Source organism: Pseudomonas sp. FW300-N2F2 (assembly GCF_017351655.1).
Taxonomy (GTDB): domain Bacteria; phylum Pseudomonadota; class Gammaproteobacteria; order Pseudomonadales; family Pseudomonadaceae; genus Aquipseudomonas; species Aquipseudomonas fluorescens_AA.
Genome location: NZ_JACNDQ010000004.1, coordinates 573,815 through 594,478, shown reverse-complemented (window position 1 = coordinate 594,478; position 20,664 = coordinate 573,815). Strand labels below are relative to the sequence as shown.

Genomic DNA, 20,664 nt, shown 5'->3' with positions numbered 1-20,664 from the left:
TTGATCGGCATCTTACGACCTATCGGTCACAGGAAAAACCCACAGCCGTTGCGGATGCCATTGACTTTCTAGAGTATAAGCTCTAGAAAACACCCACTCTAATAATATCCGGTGCCTGACGATGCCTGCCGACGTGGCCTACCTGCACGAGTCTCAACAACAACTGGACGAGCTGCGGTCGCTCTTCGATGCCCAGCGCCAGGCCTACGCCGCCCATCCGATGCCACCGGCCGAACAGCGCCGACAATGGCTCAAGGCACTGCGCGAGGTATTGAGCAACGAACGGCAAGCCTTGATCGATGCCATCAGCCAGGATTTCAGCCACCGTAGCGCCGACGAGACACTGTTGGCCGAGCTGATGCCGAGCCTGCACGGCATCCATTACGCCAGCCGGCACCTCCAGGGCTGGATGAAACCCTCCCGACGCAAGGTGGGCATGGCCTTTCAACCGGCCTCAGCCAAAGTGATCTATCAGCCGTTGGGCGTGGTCGGGGTCATCGTGCCGTGGAACTACCCGCTGTTCCTGGCCATCGGGCCGTTGGTCGGGGCGTTGGCGGCGGGCAACCGGGTGATGCTCAAGCTCAGCGAATCGACACCGGCGACCGGCTTGCTGCTCAAGCAATTGCTCGCCCGGGTCTTCCCCCAGGACCTGGTGTGCGTGGTGCTCGGCGAGGCGGAGGTCGGCATGGCGTTTTCCAAGTTGCCCTTCGATCACCTGTTGTTCACCGGCGCCACCAGCATCGGCAAGCATGTCATGCGGGCCGCTGCCGAAAACCTGACCCCGGTCACCCTGGAGCTGGGTGGGAAATCGCCGGCCATCGTGTCGGTCGATGTACCCATCAAGGACGCCGCCGAACGCATTGCCTTCGGCAAAACCCTGAATGCCGGGCAAACCTGTGTCGCCCCGGACTATGTGCTGGTGCCGCAGAACCGCGTCGGTGAATTCGTCGAAGCGTATCGCGAGGCGGTTCGCGGGTTTTATCCGACCCTGGCGGACAACCCGGACTACACCGCCATCATCAACGAACGGCAACTGGCGCGGCTCAATGGCTACATCAGCGACGCCACCGGCAAGGGCGCGTTGCTGATCGAGCTGTTCGAGCTGTTCGAGCAAGGCCAGGGTCGCCGCATGGCCCACAGCCTGCTGCTCAACGTCAACGATGAGATGACCGTCATGCAAGACGAGATCTTCGGTCCACTGCTGCCCATCGTGCCCTATGACCATCTGGACCAGGCGTTTGCCTACATCAATCAGCGACCCCGCCCGCTGGCGCTCTACTACTTCGGCTACAACAAGGCCGAACAGCATCGCGTGCTCCACGAAACCCATTCCGGCGGCGTCTGCCTGAACGACACGCTGTTGCATGTCGCCCAGGATGACATGCCGTTCGGCGGCATCGGGCCCTCGGGAATGGGGCATTACCACGGGCATGAAGGCTTCCTGACCTTCAGCAAAGCCAAGGGCGTACTGACCAAACAGCGATTCAACGCGGCGAAGCTGATTTATCCGCCCTACGGCAAACCCTTGCAGAAACTGATTCAGAAGCTGTTTGTCCGCTGACGCGTGTCTGCCCGGGTAATCACAATCATGAACGCCAGCCTCACCGATACCCCCGCGCTGTCACGGCGCGGCCTGCTGAAATTCAGCCTCGGCGCCAGCGCCTTCCTGGCCACCGTCGGGATGGGCGCCAGCCTGAGCGGTTGTTCGCCAAGCCAGCCGGCCGCCGGCCTGACGGCCCTGCGCGACAGCGACCTGGCGTTTTTACGCGCCGTCATCCCCGTGATGCTGGACGGCGCAGTGGCCGTCGGGCAGAACCCTGCCGCCATTGACGCGACCCTGGGCAGCCTGGACAAAAGCCTGGCCCACCTGTCCCCCGCCATGCTCAAGCTCACGCACCAGTTGTTCGATGTGCTCACGCTGGGCGTTACCCGCGGGCCACTGACCGGGGTCTGGGGGGCGTGGGAAAACGCCAGCGCCGATGACATCCGCCAGTTCCTCGCGCGGTGGGAAAACAGTTCGCTGGATCTGCTACAGCAAGGTCACTGCTCGTTGCTGCAATTGGTGATGATGGCCTGGTACACCCAATCCGAAGCCTGGGCGCATTGCGGGTATCCGGGGCCGCCAACGGTTTGAAAACCAGAACCAACCCCTGTGGGAGCGGGCTTGCTCGCGATAGCGTCACATCAGCCACCTATCGATTGACTGATACACCGCTATCGCGAGCAAGCTCGCTCCCACAAGGGGTCTATCGCTACCTCAAAACAATAAGAGAGCCCAGAACATGCCCGTACCCGATCCCTTCCGCGAAGGCCTGGCCCGTGGCTGGACCACCTACAACGGCGCGCAGTTGACCGAGGACCTGACTCTGGAAGCCGACGTGGCAATCATCGGCAGCGGTGCCGGTGGCGGCACCACGGCGGAAATCCTCAGTGCTGCCGGCTACCGGGTGTTGCTGATCGAGGAAGGGCCGCTCAAGACCAGCCATGACTTCAAGCTGCTCGAAGACCAGGCCTACAGCAGCCTTTACCAGGAAGGCCTCGGGCGCATGAGCAAGGACGGCGCCATCACCATTCTCCAGGGCCGGGCCGTCGGTGGCACGACGCTGATCAATTGGACCTCCAGCTTCCGCACGCCCGACCAGACCCTCGATCACTGGGCCGCCGAGCACAACGTCAAGGGCCACGGCCGCGTTGAAATGGCGCCCTGGTTTGCGCAGATGGAACAACGCCTGGGCGTGGCGCCGTGGCTGGTTCCGCCCAACGCCAACAACGACGTGATCCGCAAAGGCTGTGAACAATTGGGCTACGCCTGGCACGTCATCCCGCGCAACGTGCGCGGCTGCTGGAACCTGGGCTATTGCGGCATGGGCTGCCCGACCAACGCCAAGCAGTCGATGCTGGTCACCACCATCCCGGCCACACTGGACAAGGGTGGCGCGCTGCTTTACCTGGCGCGGGCCGAACGCCTGACGATCAAGAACGATGCCGTTGCCGGCCTCGAGTGCCAGGCCATGGACGAGCGTTGCGTGGCGCCCACCGGTCGGCGCATCACCGTCAAGGCACGGCACTACGTGCTGGCGGGCGGCGGCCTCAACAGCCCCGGCCTGCTGTTGCGCTCCGCTGCGCCGGACCCGCACGAACGTGTGGGCAAACGCACCTTCCTGCACTTGGTGAACATGTCCGCCGGGCAATTCGACGAGGTCATCAACCCGTTCTACGGTGCGCCGCAATCGATTTATTCGGATCACTTCCAATGGCAGGACGGAACCACCGGCAAGATGTCCTACAAGCTCGAAGTCCCGCCCTTGCACCCGGCGCTCGCCGCCACGCTGTTGGGCGGGTTCGGCCCCGAGAACGCCTTGCACATGTCCCGGCTGCCTCACACCCACGCCATGCTGGCACTGCTGCGCGACGGTTTTCACCCGGACAGCCCCGGCGGCCGCGTCGAGTTGCGCAGCGACGGCACGCCCGTACTCGACTACCCCGTTTCGCCGTATACCTGGAACGGCTTGCGCCGGGCCTTCCACAGCATGGCCGAAATACAATTCGCCGGCGGCGCCAAGGCGGTGATGCCCCTGCACAACGACGCCCGCTACGTGAAGACCCTGGCCGAGGCCCGCACGCTGATCGACGGGCTCGACCTGGCCTTGTACCGCACGCGCCTGGGCAGTGCCCACGTGATGGGTGGCTGCGCCATGGGGGAAGACCCGAAAACCGCCGTCACCGACAGCCTGGGCCGCCATCATCAACTGGGCAACCTGTCGATCCATGACGGCTCGCTGTTCCCCACCAGCATCGGCGCCAACCCGCAATTATCGGTGTACGGGCTGACCGCACAATTGGCGACAGCCCTGGCCGAACGCCTGAAAAACCCATGAATATCCGGATTATTCGCAGCGTCTATAGTGCTTTCTTATCCAACAGCCGACTTGGCCGACCGAGAAGGCTGCGATACCATCCGACTCCCCAACGGACTCCCGCCAGGACGACGCGATGAACCGAGTGTTGTACCCAGGTACCTTCGACCCTATTACCAAGGGCCATGGCGATCTGGTCGAACGCGCCGCGCGCCTGTTCGACCACGTGATCATTGCCGTCGCCGCCAGCCCGAAGAAGAACCCGCTGTTCCCGCTGGAGCAACGTGTGGAACTGGCCCGCGAGGTCACCAAGCACCTGCCCAACGTGGAAGTGGTCGGCTTCTCGACGCTGTTGGCCCACTTTGCCAAGGAAAAGAACGCCAATGTGTTCCTGCGCGGCCTGCGTGCGGTCTCGGACTTCGAGTACGAGTTCCAACTGGCCAACATGAACCGCCAACTGGCACCGGACGTCGAGAGCCTGTTCCTGACGCCGTCGGAGCGCTACTCCTTCATTTCCTCGACCCTGGTACGGGAAATTGCGGCGTTGGGCGGTGATATCACCAAGTTTGTCCACCCGGCCGTGGCCGATGCGCTGACCCTGCGCTTCAAGAAATGACCGGCAGGCGCTGCGAGCCACCTCGCAGCGCAACGCAGTCCATCGCGCCCGCGTGCACTGCGCTCGCCAATGCGGCACAATTGCGCCCATACGTTTTCAGATGCCCGGACCCAACGCCCCGGCAGGAGCCTGCATGTCCCTGATCATCACCGACGACTGCATCAATTGCGACGTCTGCGAACCCGAATGCCCGAACGAGGCCATTTCCCAAGGCGAGGAGATCTACGTCATCGACCCGAACCTGTGCACCCAGTGCGTCGGTCACTACGACGAACCCCAGTGCCAGCAGGTTTGCCCGGTGGATTGCATCCCGCTGGACGAGGCTCATCCGGAGACTGAAGAGCAGTTGATGGCGAAATATCGCAAGATTACTGGCAAGGATTGAGCTTTTAGGCGGCCCCACAGGCCCCATCGCGAGCAAGCTCGCTCCCACAGGAGCTTTGCTTCAGGCACGAATGGTGTAACCGCAGCAGATCCCTGTGGGAGCGAGCTTGCTCGCGATGAGGCCAGCAGCAACACCCAAGATCCAGCTGCCCGCCTCACTCCTGCCGCTCAAACCCTTCCCCCACACACCCCAGGCACCGCACGAACGTGGCCCTGGCCGGGTCCACCACCAACGCCTTCCCCGCATCGCCGACCCCGCCGCCCAGCGCGGTAAAGGGCAACGACACCACGAATGCCCCAGCCCCGATCACCGTAGCGGCGAGCAGCAGCGGGCGGGCGATCAGCAGGTCACCGAGCATGGCGAAGGCCGGCGGATTCTGGATGGTGTAGCGTGGGTCGCCGCTGCCGCTGTTTGCCAGGGCAGGCAAACCGACACTCAGCAGCAGCGCTAGAACGACAGGTCGAAGCGGTTTCATCGGGCGATCCTTCGGCTAAATCAATATGACTACTGACTATAGACCGTCGGACGAATCAGCTCTGGCAGCGTGGGCACCAGACACTGGCGCGCTGGCCCAGGCGGATCTCCCGCAGCCCCGTGCCACAGACCTTGCACAATTCCCCGCCCCGGCCGTAGACGAACAGCTCCTGCTGAAAATAGCCGGGCTGGCCGTCCCCACCGATGAAATCCCGCAACGTGGTGCCGCCGCGCTCGATGGCATGGGCGAGGATGCGCTTGATCTCGATCGCCAGCTTCAGGTAACGCCCCCGGGAAATGCCTCCGGCGGCCCGACGCGGGTCGATCCCGGCGGCGAACAGCGCCTCGGTCGCGTAGATATTGCCCACGCCCACCACCACCGCGTTGTCCATGATGAACGGCTTGACCGCCATGGAACGCCCCCGCGACAGCTGGAACAGCCGTTCGCCATCGAACAGGTCGGTCAGTGGCTCGGGGCCGAGGCGAATCAACAGCTCGTGATTGAGCGGGTCGAGGCTCCAGAGCATCGCGCCGAAGCGCCGAGGGTCGGTGTAACGCAAGGCCAGGCCGGACTCCAGCTCGATGTCCACGTGCTCATGCTTGAGGGCCGGCATGCCGACCTCCACCAGCCGCAGGTTGCCGGACATGCCCAGATGGCTGATCAACGTGCCGACCTCGGCATTGATCAGCAGGTACTTGGCCCGCCGCTCCACCTGCACGATGCGCTGGCCCGAGAGCCGCACGTCGAGATCTTCCGGGATCGGCCAGCGCAGGCGGCGGTCACGGACCACCACGCGACTGACCCGCTGGCCTTCAAGATGGGGCGCGATGCCGCGACGGGTGGTTTCGACTTCCGGCAGTTCTGGCATGAGGTTCTCGCGTCAGGCGACGCCACGCACTCAACGAGAGGCGAGGTCGCGAATTTCCTGTTTCTGGGTCTGGAAGTCGTATTCCGACAAACCGATGTAGTCGAGCACCAGGCTCCCGACGCTATCCCACTCGTGGTCTTCGGCCTGGTTGCCGAGCACCCGGTGGGACGCACAGATGTTCTCGGACATCTTCAGGATCGCCAGCAGGTTTTTCAACTGGCTGTTGTTGCGTGAAGAGTCGTCGCTGAAGACCGCCAGGGCATTGTGGTGGTTGGCGATCGCCTGGCTGACGTGATCCGGCAGGCGCCAGGATTTGGAGGTGTAGTAACCGACCACCGCATGGTTGGTGTTGAACACGCGGTTCTCGGTGTCCACCACCCGGCACTCGGCGCTGGCACTGGCGTAGGCCTCCTCCAGCACGCTCATGTAGTTGGGGAACTGCTTGAGCATCAACGGCACGCCGCAGTCGTGGAACAACCCCAAGGCATAGGCTTCGTCACCGTTCTCCAAGCCGACGCGCTTGGCCAGGGTCAGGCAGGTCATCGCCACGTCCTGGGCCGTATCCCAGAAACGGTTCAGGGTCACGATGGCGTCGTCGTGCAGCTCGCCCTTGATCGACTGCGCATTGATCAGGTTGATGATCGAACGGCTGCCCAGCAGGTTCACCGCGCGCTGGATCGAGGTGATCTTGTTGCGCAGGCCGTAATAGGGCGAGTTGACGATCTTGAGCAAGGCTCCCGAGAGACCCGGGTCCTGGGAGATCAACTTGGCGATAGTCTCCAGGTCCGGGTCGGGCATGTACTGCTCCATCTGCAGATCCACCATGATCTGCGGCTGGGGCGGCACACTGATCCCTTGCAGGGACTGTTGGATCTGTTCGGCGGAAAGTTCTTTGGACATGAGTACACACTCCGGGTCAGGCGGGGATTCTAACCCTTAAAGATGGATCCGATACACCGCCGGGCCACCGATCGTCCTTCAAGCCCGTCAACCCTTGCAACACGGTATACTCCCGCTCTTTTTTCCGGAGCGACGTCATGTCCCTGCCTAGCCTGCGCCTCAAAGCCAACGCCGACCGTCGCCTGCGCGCCGGCCACCTGTGGGTCTACAGCAACGAAATCGATGTGGCCGCCACGCCCCTGCACGGCTTCAAGGCCGGCGACCAGGCCGTCCTCGAAGCCGCCGGCGGCAAGCCGTTGGGCATCGTTGCGATGAGCCCCAACAACCTGATCTGCGCCCGGCTGCTGTCCCGTGACGTGAAGCTGCCGCTGGACAAATCCCTGCTGGTGCATCGCCTCAACGTGGCGTTGTCCCTGCGCGAGCGGCTGTTCGACAAGCCGTTCTATCGCCTGGTCTACGGTGACTCCGACCTGTTGCCAGGCCTGGTGGTCGACCGTTTCGGCGACATCCTGGTGGTGCAGATCGCCTCGGCCACCATGGAAGCCCACAAGGACGACGTGATCGCCGCCCTGACCCAGGTGCTCAAGCCCAGCGGCATCCTGTTCAAGAACGACTCCGCGGCCCGTGACGCCGAGGGCCTGAACCGCTACGTCGAGACCGTGTTCGGCCTGGTGCCGGAATGGGTGGCCCTGGAAGAGAACGGTGTGAAATTCGAAGCGCCGGTCATGGAAGGCCAGAAAACCGGCTGGTTCTACGACCACCGCATGAACCGCGCACGCCTGGCCCCGTACGCCAAGGGCAAGCGCGTGCTGGACCTGTTCAGCTACATCGGCGGCTGGGGCGTGCAAGCCGCGGCGTTCGGCGCCAGTGAAGTATTCTGCGTCGATGCCTCGGCCTTCGCCCTCGACGGTGTCGAGCGCAACGCCGCGTTGAACGGCTTCGCCGAGAAGCTGACCTGCATCGAAGGCGACGTGTTCGAGGCCCTGAAAGAGCTCAAGGCCAGCGAAGAACGCTTCGACGTGATCGTGGCCGACCCACCGGCCTTCATCAAGCGCAAGAAGGACCTGAAGAACGGCGAAGGCGCCTATCGCCGTCTCAACGAGCAAGCCATGCGCCTGCTCAGCAAGGACGGCATCCTGGTCAGCGCGTCGTGCTCGATGCACCTGCCCGAAGACGACCTGCAAAACATCCTGCTGACCAGTGCCCGTCATCTGGACCGCAACATCCAACTGCTCGAACGCGGCGGCCAGGGGCCAGACCACCCGGTACACCCGGCCATCGCCGAGACCCGCTACATCAAGAGCATCACCTGCCGGTTGTTGCCCAACAGCTGACACCGGGCGGGGCCAGTGCCGCAGCGCTGCGCCCCGCGCACTCGAATCGCATTCTGATCGCGGCCTCGGCTGCGATTTTTTTTGCACGTCTGAATAAGTCCGCAGGAGAACTCCCACGCAATTACCAGAGCCTTCCTACTCAATCTCCCCGCGCCTGGCGGGCATGACGCATTAGGATTGAAAGCGCCCCTCAGGTACGCCTTGGACCTCGTCAATGACTGATCCGCAAAATCGCCTGGCTGCCCGCAAACCAGCCACCGTCGGCTTGTTGCTGACGCTGACACTGCTCGGCGTCTTTCCCATCGATGTCGTGCTGCCCTCGTTCCCCGCCCTGTCCGAGCATTTCGAACGCTCATCCGCGGACATTGCCCTGTCTGTCAGCCTGTTCGCGGTGGGGATTGCCCTTTCCCAACTGCTGGTCGGCCCGCTCTCCGACGTCATGGGACGAAAAAACCTGCTGTTGATCGGAATCACCGTTTCCGCCGTTGGAGCCGCCGGTTGCGTGCTCGCCGACGGTTACGGGGCCTTTCTGTTCTTGCGTGTCGTCCAGGCCTTGGGATGCGGTTGCTTCGTACTGTCCCAAGCGCTGATCCAAGACCTGTTCACCGGTCGGGAACAGCAGCGCCTGCGGATCTTTCTGGTCACCTGCGGGGGGATTTTCATTTCCGTTTCGCCCCTGGCCGGCACCGGGCTGCAAAGCTGGATGGGCTGGCGAGGCAGCTTCCTGGTGTTCATTGCCCTGGCAATCGGTGCATTCATCAGCGCCAGTCGTTTACTTCAACGCCCTGTGGCAGACAGCCAACCCAGGCGCCTGGATTTCATCGCCTCCTATCGAAAGGTCTGCGGCGACTTCAGCTTCATGGCCTATTGGTTAACCTCGGCGCTGGCTTTTTCCTGCCACTTTTCGTTCATCGTCATTTCGCCGCTGGTCCTGATCGACCAGTTGCGCCTCTCCCCCGAGGCTTTTTCCCTGGCGCTGCTGGGCTATGGGCTGGCCTACATCGGCGGGGGCGCGGTAGCGTCCGTGCTGAGCAATCGAATCGATCCACAGACGCAAATCATCACGGGGCTGGTCCTGATCCTCGCCGCAGGCCTCCTGATGCTGGGGCTTGCCAATCACCTGGGTTTGTCAGTCACCACCCTGTTACTGCCCATGATCGTGTGCACCACCGGAACGACCATTGCCCGCGCAGCCGCCCACACCCAAGCCATGAACAGATTTCCTGGGCGGGCCGGCACGTCCGCCTCCGCCGGCAGTGTGCTGATCTTCATCGTCGGCGGGCTGACCAGTGCCGCGATCAGCCTCACCCCGCTGGACTTGCAGCTCACCCTGGCCCTGTGCCTGGTCCTGCTCAGCCTGCTGGGGCTGGCGCTCAATGCCCTGGTCCGACAGCGTGACAGGGGGTTGTTGACCGGCTGAACCCTGCCAGTCGTCATCCCGTGCACGACATTGGCGCCCGATCAGCGCTTTGCGTCATTTCATCCTGGCGCCAGCGGTGTAGAATCGTGGCATTCATCGCCATTCATCCCCGGCGGGTTTATGAGCTCATGCCGAGGCGCGCAGCGATCCTGCAAAGTCATCGGCCACTTCCGGACACACGGCCAAACCCGGGTGCTCCAGACGTCGACAGAAGCTCACTTCCCCATTGATACCTGATAAGTACCTGATTAGCCGCCCGGAGTGCTCCATGCCTGATTACCGCTCGAAAACATCCACCCATGGCCGCAACATGGCCGGCGCCCGTGCCTTGTGGCGCGCCACGGGGATGAAGGATGACGACTTCAAGAAGCCGATCATCGCCATTGCCAACTCCTTCACCCAGTTCGTACCCGGCCACGTCCACCTCAAGGACCTCGGCCAACTGGTTGCCCGGGAAATCGAACGCGTCGGCGGCGTTGCCAAGGAATTCAACACCATCGCCGTGGACGACGGCATCGCCATGGGCCACGACGGCATGCTGTATTCGCTGCCGAGCCGCGAGATCATCGCCGACTCCGTCGAGTACATGGTCAACGCCCACTGCGCCGACGCCATCGTGTGCATTTCCAACTGCGACAAGATCACCCCGGGTATGCTCATGGCCGCCCTGCGCCTGAACATCCCGGTGATCTTCGTTTCCGGCGGCCCGATGGAAGCCGGCAAGACCAAGCTCGCCAGCCACGGCCTCGACCTGGTCGATGCCATGGTGATCGCCGCCGACTCCAGCGCCTCTGACGAGAAGGTTGCCGAATACGAGCGCAGCGCCTGCCCGACCTGCGGTTCGTGCTCCGGCATGTTCACCGCCAACTCGATGAACTGCCTGACTGAAGCCCTGGGCCTGGCCCTGCCGGGCAACGGTTCGACCCTCGCCACCCACAGCGATCGCGAGCAGTTGTTCCTGCAGGCCGGCCGGACCATCGTCGAGCTGTGCAAGCGCTACTACGGCGAAAACGACGAGTCGGTGTTGCCGCGCAACATCGCCAACTTCAAGGCGTTCGAAAACGCCATGACCCTGGACATCGCCATGGGCGGTTCCACCAACACCATCCTGCACTTGCTGGCCGCGGCCCAGGAAGCCGAGATCGATTTCGACCTGCGCGACATCGACCGCCTGTCCCGCCACGTGCCGCAACTGTGCAAGGTCGCGCCGAACATCCAGAAGTACCACATGGAAGATGTGCACCGTGCCGGCGGGATCTTCAGCATCCTCGGCTCCCTGGCCCGTGGCGGCCTGTTGCACACCGACCTGCCGACCGTGCACAGCAAGAGCATGGCCGAGGCCATCGCCAGGTGGGACATCACCCAGACCAGCGACGAGGCCGTGCATCACTTCTTCAAGGCCGGCCCGGCGGGCATCCCGACGCAAACCGCGTTCAGCCAGTCGACCCGCTGGGAAACCCTGGACGACGACCGTGAAAATGGCTGCATCCGTAGCGTCGAGCACGCGTACTCCCAGGAGGGCGGCCTGGCCGTGCTCTACGGCAACATCGCCCTGGATGGCTGCGTGGTGAAGACCGCCGGCGTCGACGAGTCGATCCATGTGTTCGAAGGCAACGCGAAGATTTTCGAAAGCCAGGACAGCGCCGTGCGCGGCATCCTCGCCGACGAAGTGAAGGCCGGCGACATCGTGATCATTCGCTACGAAGGTCCGAAAGGCGGCCCGGGCATGCAGGAAATGCTCTACCCGACGTCCTACCTGAAGTCCAAAGGCCTGGGCAAAGCCTGCGCCTTGCTGACCGATGGCCGGTTCTCCGGCGGCACCTCGGGCCTGTCCATCGGCCACGCTTCGCCGGAAGCGGCGGCTGGCGGTGCCATCGGCCTGGTGCGCGATGGCGACAAGGTCCTGATCGACATTCCGAACCGCTCGATCAACCTGTTGATCAGCGACGAAGAACTGGCCGGGCGCCGCATCGAACAGGACAACAAGGGCTGGAAGCCGGTGGAAGTGCGTCCGCGCAAAGTCACCACGGCCCTCAAGGCCTACGCCCTGCTCGCCACCAGCGCCGACAAGGGTGCGGTACGTAACAAGGCGATGCTTGACGGTCTGTAAGCGTCGTTAGTCGCAATAAAAAAAGCCCCGCCAAGTGCGGGGCATTTTTTTAGCGCCTGTTCGAACTCTGGAACCACATGATTCCCCGTGGCGAGGGAGCTTGCTCCCGCTCGGCTGCGAAGCAGTCGTAAACCGGCGGGTGCGGTGTGCCTGATGCTCCGCACTTGGAGGTTTTGGGGCCGCTTCGCGGCCCAGCGGGAGCAAGCTCCCTCGCCACAAAGGCAATACCTTGCCTCTTTGATGCCGTGTTACTGGATATCTTCCGGCTTGACGATCACCCAGTTCTTGTCCGCCGTCACCGGCAGTCCTTCCTTGGCCTGGGCCGCGGCGTGCTTGGCCATCATGCCGTTGATCTGGGTCATGTATTTGTCCTTGCGGTTGACCCACAGGTGAATCCCGCCCTTGGCCACGTCCACATCGTGGAACAGCATGTAGCCGTCACTGCTCGGCGTGTCGCCGGCCACCAGCACCGGTTTTTTCCATTCATCGATGTACGTCAGGATCGCCGCGTGCTTGCCGGCCATCCAGGTCGCCGGGGTCCACAGGTAAGGCGTGTATTCCAGGCCGAGGTTGGCCTTCTCGTCATATTTACCCGCGGTGATCTGCTTGCGGGCGGTGGTCAGTTCGCCGGTCTTGCGGTCCTTGAGCAACGTGGTCACGCCAATCACGTTCTGCGGCTTGAGGTTGTAGCCGTATTTCGGGTCCGCGGCGACCATGCGTACCAGTTCTTCGGAAGCGGCGGTCATGACATAGACCTCGATGCCGTTTTCCATCAGCTTGTTGTACAGCTCGGCCTGGCCGGTGAAGACTTTCGGCGGGTTGACGTTGTACTGGACCACCTTGTCGCCATCGTAATAGGTGGTCGGCACCGGCTTGCCGGACGCCATCAGCTCATCGACATAGCCCTTGAGCTCCTTGAGCGTAAAGCCCGAGAACACTTGGGCCACCCACGGATAGCAGACCATGTCATCCACTTCGCACAGGCGGTAGTAATAACTGAACAGGCTTTCCTTGTGGTCGGCCGTGTCCTTGAACGGCATCAGCTTCAAGGACGGGTCCAGGCTTTCGCGGGTGATGAGGCCCTTGTTCTCCATGAACGGCAACAACGACTCCTCAAGGTCGTAGCGGTAACTGGTGTTGTCCATGTCGAACACCGCGTAGTTACCCTTGTTGGCATTGGCCGCGATCATCGCGTCCAGGGCCTTGGCCTGTTCCGCCGGCCAGTGCTTGAGTTCGGTGGCGAGCACCTGGCCAGCGAGGCCAAGACTCAAGGCGACAGCGAGAAAACGAGGTGCGAGTTTCATCGGCATTTCTCCCGGGTTCAAAGAATCCGACGCTAACAAATGCTTGTGACAGTCCTCGCCTGTGGGCGACCGCTTACATCGTGATCACGCCAGCCGCGTATCCGTAAACGTCATTGCCTTATTCCATAAACGACAATCTACATGCTTTTTTAGTATTAATTCATTAGTTATCAGGCTGTTAGGCTCCCCGGTTCGCAGTCGCGGCTTCAGGCGACTGGCACAAGTCTGATGGAGCTCTTTTGATGAATCTGCCGCTGATCCTCAATCTGCTGGTATTCCTCGCCTTGCTGTTCGGCCTGGCGCAAACCCGTCATAGCACCTGGAGCCTGGCCAGGAAGGTGCTGCTGGCACTGGTGCTGGGCGTGGTGTTCGGCATCGCCCTGCACACGATTTATGGCGCCGGCAATCCGGTCCTCAAGGCCTCGATCGGCTGGTTCGACCTGGTGGGCAACGGCTACGTGCAATTGCTGCAAATGATCGTGATCCCGCTGGTCTTCGCTTCGATCCTCAGCGCCGTGGCCCGCCTGCATAACGCCTCGTCCCTGGGCAAGATCAGCTTCCTGACCATTGGCACGCTGCTGTTCACCACCGCCATCGCCGCGCTGATCGGCATCGGCCTGACCAACCTGTTCGGCCTCACCGCCGAAGGCCTGGTGGCCGGTACCCAGGAACTGGCGCGCCTGCAAGTGATCCAGAGCGACTACGCCGGTAAGGTCGCCGACCTGAACATCCCGCAACTGCTGCTTTCGTTCATTCCGCAAAACCCCTTTGCCGACCTGGCGCGGGCCAAGCCGACATCGATCATCAGCGTGGTGATCTTCGCCGCGTTCCTCGGTGTCGCGGCGTTGCAGTTGCTCAAGGATGACGTGGAGAAAGGCCAGAAAGTGATCAACGCCATCGACACCCTGCAAAGCTGGGTGACGCGCCTGGTGCGCCTGGTGATGAAGCTGACGCCGTACGGTGTGCTGGCGCTGATGACCAAGGTGGTGGCCGGCTCCAACCTGCAAGACATCATCAAGCTCGGCAGTTTTGTCGTGGTGTCGTACCTCGGCCTGGGCCTGATGTTCGTGGTCCATGGCCTGTTGGTGTCCGCTGCCGGGATCAACCCGTTGCGCTTCTTCCGCAAGATCTGGCCGGTGCTGACCTTCGCCTTCACCAGCCGCTCCAGCGCCGCCACCATCCCGTTGAGCATCGAAGCCCAGACCAGCCGCCTCGGCATCCCACGGGCGATTGCCAGCTTCAGCGCCTCGTTCGGCGCCACCATCGGCCAGAACGGTTGCGCCGGCCTTTATCCGGCCATGCTCGCGGTGATGGTCGCGCCGACCGTGGGCATCAACCCGCTGGATCCGGTCTGGATCGCGACGCTGGTGGCGATCGTGACGTTGAGTTCAGCCGGGGTGGCCGGGGTCGGTGGCGGCGCGACGTTCGCCGCGCTGATCGTGCTGCCGGCCATGGGCTTGCCGGTCGCGCTGGTCGCCTTGCTGATTTCCGTCGAGCCATTGATCGACATGGGCCGTACGGCGTTGAACGTCAGTGGCTCGATCACTGCCGGGGCGATTACCAGCCAGGTGATGCAGCAGACTGACAAGGCCTTGCTCGATGCCGAGGAGCATGGGGAGTTGGTGCACGCTTGATGGCCTGACACTTGTGGGAGCAAAGCTTGCTCGCGATCCGGGCGCCTCGGTCCATGGAAGACCGCGTCGCTTTCATCGCGGGCAAGCCATGCTTCCACAGACATGTTCCCACAGGGCTTACAGCTTCTCCCACACCTCAAAGCTGTAGGCCGGCTTGTCCCCTTCCGCCGGGTTCGGCTGGTTCGAGACCAATTCCCACTGGCTCGAATCAAATTCCGGAAACCAGGCATCCCCCTCCGGGCTCAGCGCCACGCGGGTCAGGTACAGTCGATCCGCCTGCGCCAGGGCCTGGGCGTACAGCTGGGCGCCGCCGATCAACATCAGCTCATCGACGCCCTGCTCAAGCGCCCAGGCCTCGGCCCGCGCCACTGCGGCCTCCAGGGTGGAAAACACTTCCGCGCCTTCCAGCACCAGGTCCGGCTGGCGACTGACCACGATGTTCAAGCGCCCCGGCAGCGGTCGGCCGAGGGAATCCCAGGTCTTGCGTCCCATGATGATCGGCTTGCCCAAGGTGGTGGCCTTGAAGTATTTGAAATCCCCCGGCAGGTGCCAGGGCATGCTGTTGTCGACGCCGATCACGCGGTTTTCACCGAGGGCTGCGATCAGGCTTAAGGGGAGAGTTTTGTTCATGGCCGCGAGGATACCAGAGGCCCGGCGTACCCCGACAGGCATCACAGCGGTTATGCTCAACCCTCATTCGAGCAACGGAAGCCCCCGTGACAGCACTGCAGAACCTCTGGTTGACCGAGACGATCCGCCTGCGTGAAGAGCACGCCGGCCCCCTCGAGGACCAGGAAGCCAATCGCCTGGCCCGCGCGGCAGGCGGCGATCTTTCCACCCGCATCCGCCACCGCGCCCGCTGGCTGGCCGAGCGCGATGGCCTCACCCAAGCCCTGCGCCATTGGCTGCAAGGGGCACGCCTGGCGCTGATCGTGCTGGCGGTGCTCGCCATCATCAGCGGCGCCGGCCTCGGGTTCGCCGCCCTCGGCGACGGCCAGGCACCGGTCAATGTGTTCTGGGCACTGGGCAGTCTTTTGGGGCTGAACCTGATCCTGCTCGTCGGTTGGGTCCTGGGCCTGATCTTCGCGGGCGAGCAAGGTGCAGCGCTGGGGCGCCTGTGGCTGTGGCTCAGCGAAAAACTCGCCCGTGATGCCAAGGCCGCCCAACTGGCGCCGGCCCTGCTGCTGTTGCTGCAACGGCACAAGCTCAATCGCTGGGCCCTCGGTGCGCTGGTCAACGGCGTGTGGTTGCTGGCGATGCTCAGCGCGCTGGTCATCCTACTGATGCTGATGGCGACCCGGCGTTATGGCTTTGTCTGGGAAACCACCCTCCTCGGCAGCGAGACCTTCGTCGCCATGACCCGAGGCCTCGGCGCGCTGCCTGCCCTGTTGGGCTTCAGTGTGCCGACGGTGGAGATGATCCGCGCCAGCGGCGACGGCGCCCTGGCCATCGAGAGCGCCCGCCAGGCCTGGGCCGCCTGGCTGGTCGGCGTGCTGCTGGTCTATGGCGTGCTGCCGCGCCTGGGCCTGGCGTTGCTGTGCCTGTGGCGCTGGCGACGCGGTCGCGCCACATTGCACCTGGATTTGAACCTGCCGGGCTACGCCCAATTGCGTGAACGGCTGATGCCCAGCAGCGAGCGCCTGGGCGTCAACGACGCCGCGCCCGCGCAGTTGCACCCCATCGAAAGTGCCGTCGGCGCGATGGACAGCGACGGCGCGCTGCTGGTGGCGATCGAACTGGACGATCGGCCCTGGCCGCCCAAACTGCCCGAAACCGTGAAAAGCGCCGGCATTCTCGACAGCCGCGAGTCGCGCCACAAACTCCTGGAACAACTGTCGCGCTTTCCGCCCGCACGCCTGGCCATTGCCTGTGACCCACGCCGCTCACCAGACCGGGGCAGCCTGGCGCTGATCGCCGAGCTGGCCCGCAGCGCCAGCGCCACCCGCGTCTGGCTGTTGCAGGCGCCGCCCGGCGAAGCCCTGGACGCTGAACGCCTGGGCGACTGGCACAACGCGCTTCAGCAGTTGCAGCTACCCTTCGCCGACTGCATGCCCTTGAACTGGCTGGAGACCGGCCATGACTGAACCCATGAAGCCATTGAAGCTGGCCGTGGTCGGCCATACCAACGTCGGCAAGACCTCCCTGCTACGAACCCTGACTCGGGACGTCGGCTTCGGCGAGGTATCCCACCGTCCGAGCACCACCCGGCACGTCGAGGGCGCACGTTTGTCGGTGGACGGCGAAGCGCTGCTGGAGCTGTACGACACGCCGGGCCTGGAAGACGCCATCGCCCTGCTCGATTACCTCGAGCGCTTGGAGCGCCCTGGCGAACGCCTGGACGGCCCGGCGCGCCTGGCTCGCTTCCTCGAGGGCAGCGAGGCGCGGCAACGCTTCGAACAGGAAGCCAAGGTGCTACGACAACTGCTCGCCAGCGACGCCGGGCTGTATGTGATCGATGCCCGCGAGCCGGTGTTGGCCAAGTACCGCGATGAATTGGAAGTCCTCGCCAGTTGTGGCAAACCGCTGCTGCCGGTGTTGAATTTCGTCAGCAGCGCCCACCATCGCGAGCCCGACTGGCGCGAAGCCCTGGCGCGATTGGGGCTGCACGCCCTGGTGCGCTTTGACAGCGTCGCCCCGCCCGAGGACGGCGAGCGGCGCCTGTATGAAAGCCTCGCGTTGTTGCTGGAAAGCGCCCGTGGGCAACTGGAGCGACTGGTCGCCGACCAACAGGCCCAACGCCTGGCCCGCCAGCAGAGCGCGGCGCGCTTGATCGCCGAATTGCTGATCGACTGCGCTGCCTGCCGACGCAGCGTGGCCAGTGATGCCGAGCTGGAACGCGAGGCCATCAGTGAGCTGCGCAACGCGGTGCGTCAGCGCGAACAGCGTTGCGTCGAAGCCTTGCTCAAGCTCTACGCGTTCCGCCCCCAGGACGCTGCCGCCAGCGACCTGCCGCTGCTCGACGGACGCTGGGGCGATGATTTGTTCAACCCTGAAACCCTCAAGCAACTGGGTGTACGCGTCGGCGGCGGAATCGCGGCAGGGGCGGCGGCCGGTGCCGGCGTGGACTTGCTGGTGGGCGGCCTGACCCTCGGTGCCGCCGCCCTGGCCGGAGCCATTGTCGGCGGCACCCTGCAAACCGCCCGCAGCTACGGCAACCGGCTGATGGGCAAGCTCAAGGGGCAACGGGAACTGACGGTGGACGATGGCGTGCTGCGACTGCTGGCCCTGCGTCAACGACAATTGCTGCAAGCCCTCAACCTGCGCGGCCACGCGGCGATGGACAGCATCCGCATCGCCACGCCCCAGGACAAGACCTGGCGCGAAGGCAAGCTGCCCGACGCCCTGAACAAGGCCCGGGCGCATCCACAATGGTCATCCCTCAATCCCCAGGCGCGGTTGAGCCAGGCAGAACGCCAGGAGCAGATCGAGCAGTTGGCCGAGCAGCTCTAAGCGACACAAAACCTTGTGCCAAGTACACAGCCCTGTGGCGAGGGAGCTTGCTCCCGCTGGGTTGCGAAGCAACCCCAAAACCTGACACCTTGGTGTGTCAGGCCTACCGCGCTTCAGCATTTCGGGGCCACTTCGTGGCCCAGCGGGAGCAAGCTCCCTCGCCACAAAAGCAATCCATCAATCGTTGTTCAAGGCCTTGAGCGCCAAAGCCGCTTCAGCCAACTCCAGCTCACTGAACACTTGCACCCCATGGCGCTTGAGCAACGCCGCCGTCACGCCTTCGCCACTGACCTTCACACCGCTGAACGTCCCGTCATAGGTCAGCAGATTGCCGCACGACGGGCTGTTGGCCTTGAGCACAGCGATACGGATGCCGTGTTCACGCACCTGTTCCAGCGCTTGATACGCGCCTGACAAAAACTGCGCACTGACATCTTCACCGTCGGTAGTGATCACTGCTGCGTGGCCGTCGAGCACTTGCCCGCCCTGCCCGCCAGGAATCTCCGCCGCCGCCCGAGGCGTGGGCAGGCCGCCGGCGACTTCCGGGCACAGCGCCACGATCCGGCCTTCGTCGAGCCAGTGCTGAAGCTGATCGAACGGCCCGCTGGCACCGCCGTCGTAGCGCACGCGATGGCCGAGCAGGCAGCGACTGACCAGGATCTTTTCCATCGTCAGAACAACTCGTTGCCGCGGCGCCGGAACCACCCCGTCAAGGACAGGCGATCCCGGGTGGCTGGCAGTACTTCGTGGGGGATGTCCCCCGACAGGAACACCACCAGGCAACCGCCGATGGGCACCACGTCACGCTCCACGCCATCCTCCAGATACATGCGCAACTGGCCGCCGTGCTCCGGCAGCCAATCGTCATTGAGGTAGAGCACCGCAGACACCGCGCGTCGGTCATCATCGCGGAAGCGGTCGACGTGCTTGAGGTAGAACGCACCGGGCGGGTACAGGGCGAAATGGCTTTCGAAATCCTCCAGCCCCAGGAACAACCCGCGATTCATCGCCTCGCGCAGGCTGTCCATCAACCCCAGGTAACGGTCGCAGGCTGGCGCCTGGCCGGGTTCGATCCACTGGATGCGATCACCCCGAATGCCTTCGCGAATCTCCGAGAACGGCCCCCGCCCGACCGCTGCCGGAGCCAGCTCGCCCTCGGCGGCACGCTGGCGGCATTCGGCCGCCAGGGCACGGGTCAGCGCGTCCGGCAGGAAGAGGTTCTGCTGCGACCAGCCGCGCTCGGCCAGGTCGTCGACGATACGTAACAGCAGTGGGTGATCAGAAGGTATTTGCATGGCGCGCATAGTATGCCTGTGCCTGCAAAACCGACAGCGCCACGCAGCGGGTTCGCTGCGTCGGATAGCACCACCGTACGAACTTGATACGAATTCTCGACAAGACCCCACACCCCACGGAGAATAGTCGGCTGCTGACAGGAGTCCCTATGCGCCGTTTGCTTTTCTCACTGTTGATGTTCTGCGTTTTGCCCGCCTGGGCAGACAGCTACGACCAGTTGTACAAGGTCGCCGGCTGGCCGGAACAGCGGGCGCATTTCAATGATGCCTTGAACGCCGCCCAGCAGCGCTATCAGAGCAGCCTGCCGCCGGCGGTGTTCCAGGCCCTGGTCAACAACAGCAATCAACGTTTCGCCCCCCAGGCCATGGACCAGCGGGCCGAGGCACAAATACGCAGCAAGCTTCGAGACCCGAACCCGGCCCTGGCCTTTTTCCAGTCGCCCCTGGGCCGCAAGGTCGTGGCGGCCGAGTTGCTGGCGACCCGGCGCGATCAATTGGCGAAAAACGCCAAGGGCCTGCCGAAGATGCAAGCCAGCGACAACCGCCTGTTGATCATCGGCCACCTGGCCCAGGCCCTGCCCGCCCGCGAAGCCGGCGCCGAAGTCAGCCTGGCGATCGCCGGCGTGGCGGCCGACAGCCTGAGTTCGATGATCCCCGGCCTGCTGGGGGCCGGCCAGGCCCAAGGCATGCTCAACGGCCAGCGCCAGCGACTGATGGAACAGATCGGCGCGGACCTGAACAACACGTTGTTGTACGTCTACCGTGACCTGTCGGATACCGAGCTGGAAGAGTTTGCCACCTTCGCCGAATCGGCCGAGGGCCAGGCTTATTACCAGGCGGCTTTGGCGGCGATCCGGGCGGGGTTGGCGGTGGGGCAGAATCTGGGGCAGTAGATAGAACTCCAGTGCCTGGGATTACGCCATCGCGAGCAGGCTCGCTCCCACATTGGATCGTGGCCGATCGCAATATTCGATTTCACCCAATCCCCCTGTGGGAGCGAGCCTGCTCGCGATAGC

At 63.6% G+C, this 20,664-nt stretch carries 19 protein-coding genes; 12 read left to right on the top strand and 7 right to left on the bottom strand.

The annotated features are described in order from the left end of the window. Nucleotides 1–121 precede the first annotated feature (121 nt). From J4E63_RS29325 to J4E63_RS29305, 5 genes are all read left to right on the top strand, one after another. Nucleotides 122–1,561, top strand: coding sequence for a coniferyl aldehyde dehydrogenase (locus tag J4E63_RS29325; RefSeq protein ID WP_207284070.1), 1,440 nt, complete (start codon nucleotides 122–124; stop codon nucleotides 1,559–1,561). Nucleotides 1,562–1,588: 27 nt separating this feature from the next. Then, on the top strand, nucleotides 1,589–2,134 hold the full coding sequence (locus J4E63_RS29320; protein ID WP_207284069.1) for a twin-arginine translocation pathway signal protein: 546 nt from the start codon (nucleotides 1,589–1,591) through the stop codon (nucleotides 2,132–2,134). Between the two features lie 148 nt (nucleotides 2,135–2,282). Beyond that, on the top strand, nucleotides 2,283–3,878 hold the full coding sequence (locus J4E63_RS29315) for a GMC family oxidoreductase (RefSeq protein WP_207284068.1): 1,596 nt from the start codon (nucleotides 2,283–2,285) through the stop codon (nucleotides 3,876–3,878). 115 nt (nucleotides 3,879–3,993) lie between these two features. Beyond that, complete coding sequence (coaD, locus tag J4E63_RS29310) at nucleotides 3,994–4,473, top strand: pantetheine-phosphate adenylyltransferase (RefSeq protein ID WP_003177462.1); 480 nt, start codon at nucleotides 3,994–3,996, stop codon at nucleotides 4,471–4,473. A 133-nt stretch (nucleotides 4,474–4,606) separates the two neighbouring features. Continuing rightward, complete coding sequence (locus J4E63_RS29305; protein ID WP_060740180.1) at nucleotides 4,607–4,858, top strand: YfhL family 4Fe-4S dicluster ferredoxin; 252 nt, start codon at nucleotides 4,607–4,609, stop codon at nucleotides 4,856–4,858. Nucleotides 4,859–5,012: 154 nt separating this feature from the next. Here J4E63_RS29305 and J4E63_RS29300 read toward each other — a convergent pair whose 3' ends face one another. From J4E63_RS29300 to J4E63_RS29290, 3 genes are read right to left on the bottom strand one after another with little or no spacing between them, the layout of a single operon-like run. Beyond that, entirely contained in the window at nucleotides 5,013–5,333 is a 321-nt protein-coding gene (locus J4E63_RS29300; protein ID WP_060740179.1) for a hypothetical protein, read from the bottom strand. A 55-nt stretch (nucleotides 5,334–5,388) separates the two neighbouring features. Then, entirely contained in the window at nucleotides 5,389–6,201 is an 813-nt protein-coding gene (mutM, locus tag J4E63_RS29295) for a bifunctional DNA-formamidopyrimidine glycosylase/DNA-(apurinic or apyrimidinic site) lyase (protein WP_060740178.1), read from the bottom strand. Between the two features lie 30 nt (nucleotides 6,202–6,231). Continuing rightward, on the bottom strand, nucleotides 6,232–7,047 hold the full coding sequence (locus J4E63_RS29290) for an HDOD domain-containing protein (RefSeq protein WP_192262654.1): 816 nt from the start codon (nucleotides 7,045–7,047) through the stop codon (nucleotides 6,232–6,234). Nucleotides 7,048–7,238: 191 nt separating this feature from the next. Between J4E63_RS29290 and J4E63_RS29285 the strand changes: the two genes are divergently transcribed. The 3 genes from J4E63_RS29285 (at nucleotide 7,239) to ilvD (ending at nucleotide 11,965) form a co-directional block, all read left to right on the top strand. Then, nucleotides 7,239–8,435, top strand: a complete 1,197-nt coding sequence (locus tag J4E63_RS29285) for a class I SAM-dependent rRNA methyltransferase (protein ID WP_060740176.1) — start codon at nucleotides 7,239–7,241, stop codon at nucleotides 8,433–8,435. A gap of 214 nt (nucleotides 8,436–8,649) precedes the next feature. Continuing rightward, nucleotides 8,650–9,855, top strand: coding sequence for an MFS transporter (locus J4E63_RS29280; RefSeq protein WP_207284067.1), 1,206 nt, complete (start codon nucleotides 8,650–8,652; stop codon nucleotides 9,853–9,855). Nucleotides 9,856–10,123: 268 nt separating this feature from the next. Then, a complete protein-coding gene (gene ilvD / locus J4E63_RS29275) occupies nucleotides 10,124–11,965 on the top strand; it encodes a dihydroxy-acid dehydratase (protein WP_207284066.1) in 1,842 nt (613 codons plus the stop codon). A 248-nt stretch (nucleotides 11,966–12,213) separates the two neighbouring features. Here ilvD and J4E63_RS29270 read toward each other — a convergent pair whose 3' ends face one another. Beyond that, on the bottom strand, nucleotides 12,214–13,269 hold the full coding sequence (locus J4E63_RS29270) for a phosphorylcholine phosphatase (protein WP_060740173.1): 1,056 nt from the start codon (nucleotides 13,267–13,269) through the stop codon (nucleotides 12,214–12,216). Nucleotides 13,270–13,511: 242 nt separating this feature from the next. On the opposite strand from J4E63_RS29270, the gene J4E63_RS29265 reads away from it, so the two are divergent. Continuing rightward, nucleotides 13,512–14,903, top strand: coding sequence for an L-cystine transporter (locus J4E63_RS29265; protein ID WP_092254381.1), 1,392 nt, complete (start codon nucleotides 13,512–13,514; stop codon nucleotides 14,901–14,903). Nucleotides 14,904–15,020: 117 nt separating this feature from the next. On the opposite strand, the gene J4E63_RS29260 is transcribed toward J4E63_RS29265, so the two are convergent. Continuing rightward, the gene (locus J4E63_RS29260) at nucleotides 15,021–15,533 is read right to left on the bottom strand and encodes a dihydrofolate reductase (protein WP_060743114.1); all 513 of its coding nucleotides are present in this window, start codon (nucleotides 15,531–15,533) and stop codon (nucleotides 15,021–15,023) included. Between the two features lie 86 nt (nucleotides 15,534–15,619). Between J4E63_RS29260 and J4E63_RS29255 the strand changes: the two genes are divergently transcribed. Together J4E63_RS29255 and J4E63_RS29250 are read left to right on the top strand one after the other, a co-directional pair. Beyond that, nucleotides 15,620–16,987 carry a DUF2868 domain-containing protein gene (locus tag J4E63_RS29255; protein ID WP_207284065.1) on the top strand — a complete coding sequence of 456 codons (1,368 nt, stop codon included), beginning with the start codon at nucleotides 15,620–15,622 and terminating at the stop codon, nucleotides 16,985–16,987. After that, the gene (locus J4E63_RS29250; RefSeq protein WP_207284064.1) at nucleotides 16,980–18,353 is read left to right on the top strand and encodes a GTPase/DUF3482 domain-containing protein; all 1,374 of its coding nucleotides are present in this window, start codon (nucleotides 16,980–16,982) and stop codon (nucleotides 18,351–18,353) included. Before J4E63_RS29255 ends, J4E63_RS29250 begins: the two co-directional genes overlap by 8 nt. A 177-nt stretch (nucleotides 18,354–18,530) precedes the next feature. Here the strand turns inward: J4E63_RS29250 and J4E63_RS29245 are convergent, their stop codons facing one another. After that, nucleotides 18,531–19,022 (bottom strand): DUF523 domain-containing protein, encoded by a 492-nt coding sequence (locus tag J4E63_RS29245; RefSeq protein WP_207284063.1) that lies wholly within the window; start codon nucleotides 19,020–19,022, stop codon nucleotides 18,531–18,533. A 2-nt stretch (nucleotides 19,023–19,024) separates the two neighbouring features. After that, complete coding sequence (locus tag J4E63_RS29240) at nucleotides 19,025–19,657, bottom strand: 2OG-Fe(II) oxygenase (protein WP_060740168.1); 633 nt, start codon at nucleotides 19,655–19,657, stop codon at nucleotides 19,025–19,027. Nucleotides 19,658–19,797: 140 nt separating this feature from the next. Between J4E63_RS29240 and J4E63_RS29235 the strand changes: the two genes are divergently transcribed. Next, nucleotides 19,798–20,541 carry a DUF2059 domain-containing protein gene (locus tag J4E63_RS29235; protein ID WP_207284062.1) on the top strand — a complete coding sequence of 248 codons (744 nt, stop codon included), beginning with the start codon at nucleotides 19,798–19,800 and terminating at the stop codon, nucleotides 20,539–20,541. The last annotated feature ends 123 nt before the right edge of the window (nucleotides 20,542–20,664 follow it).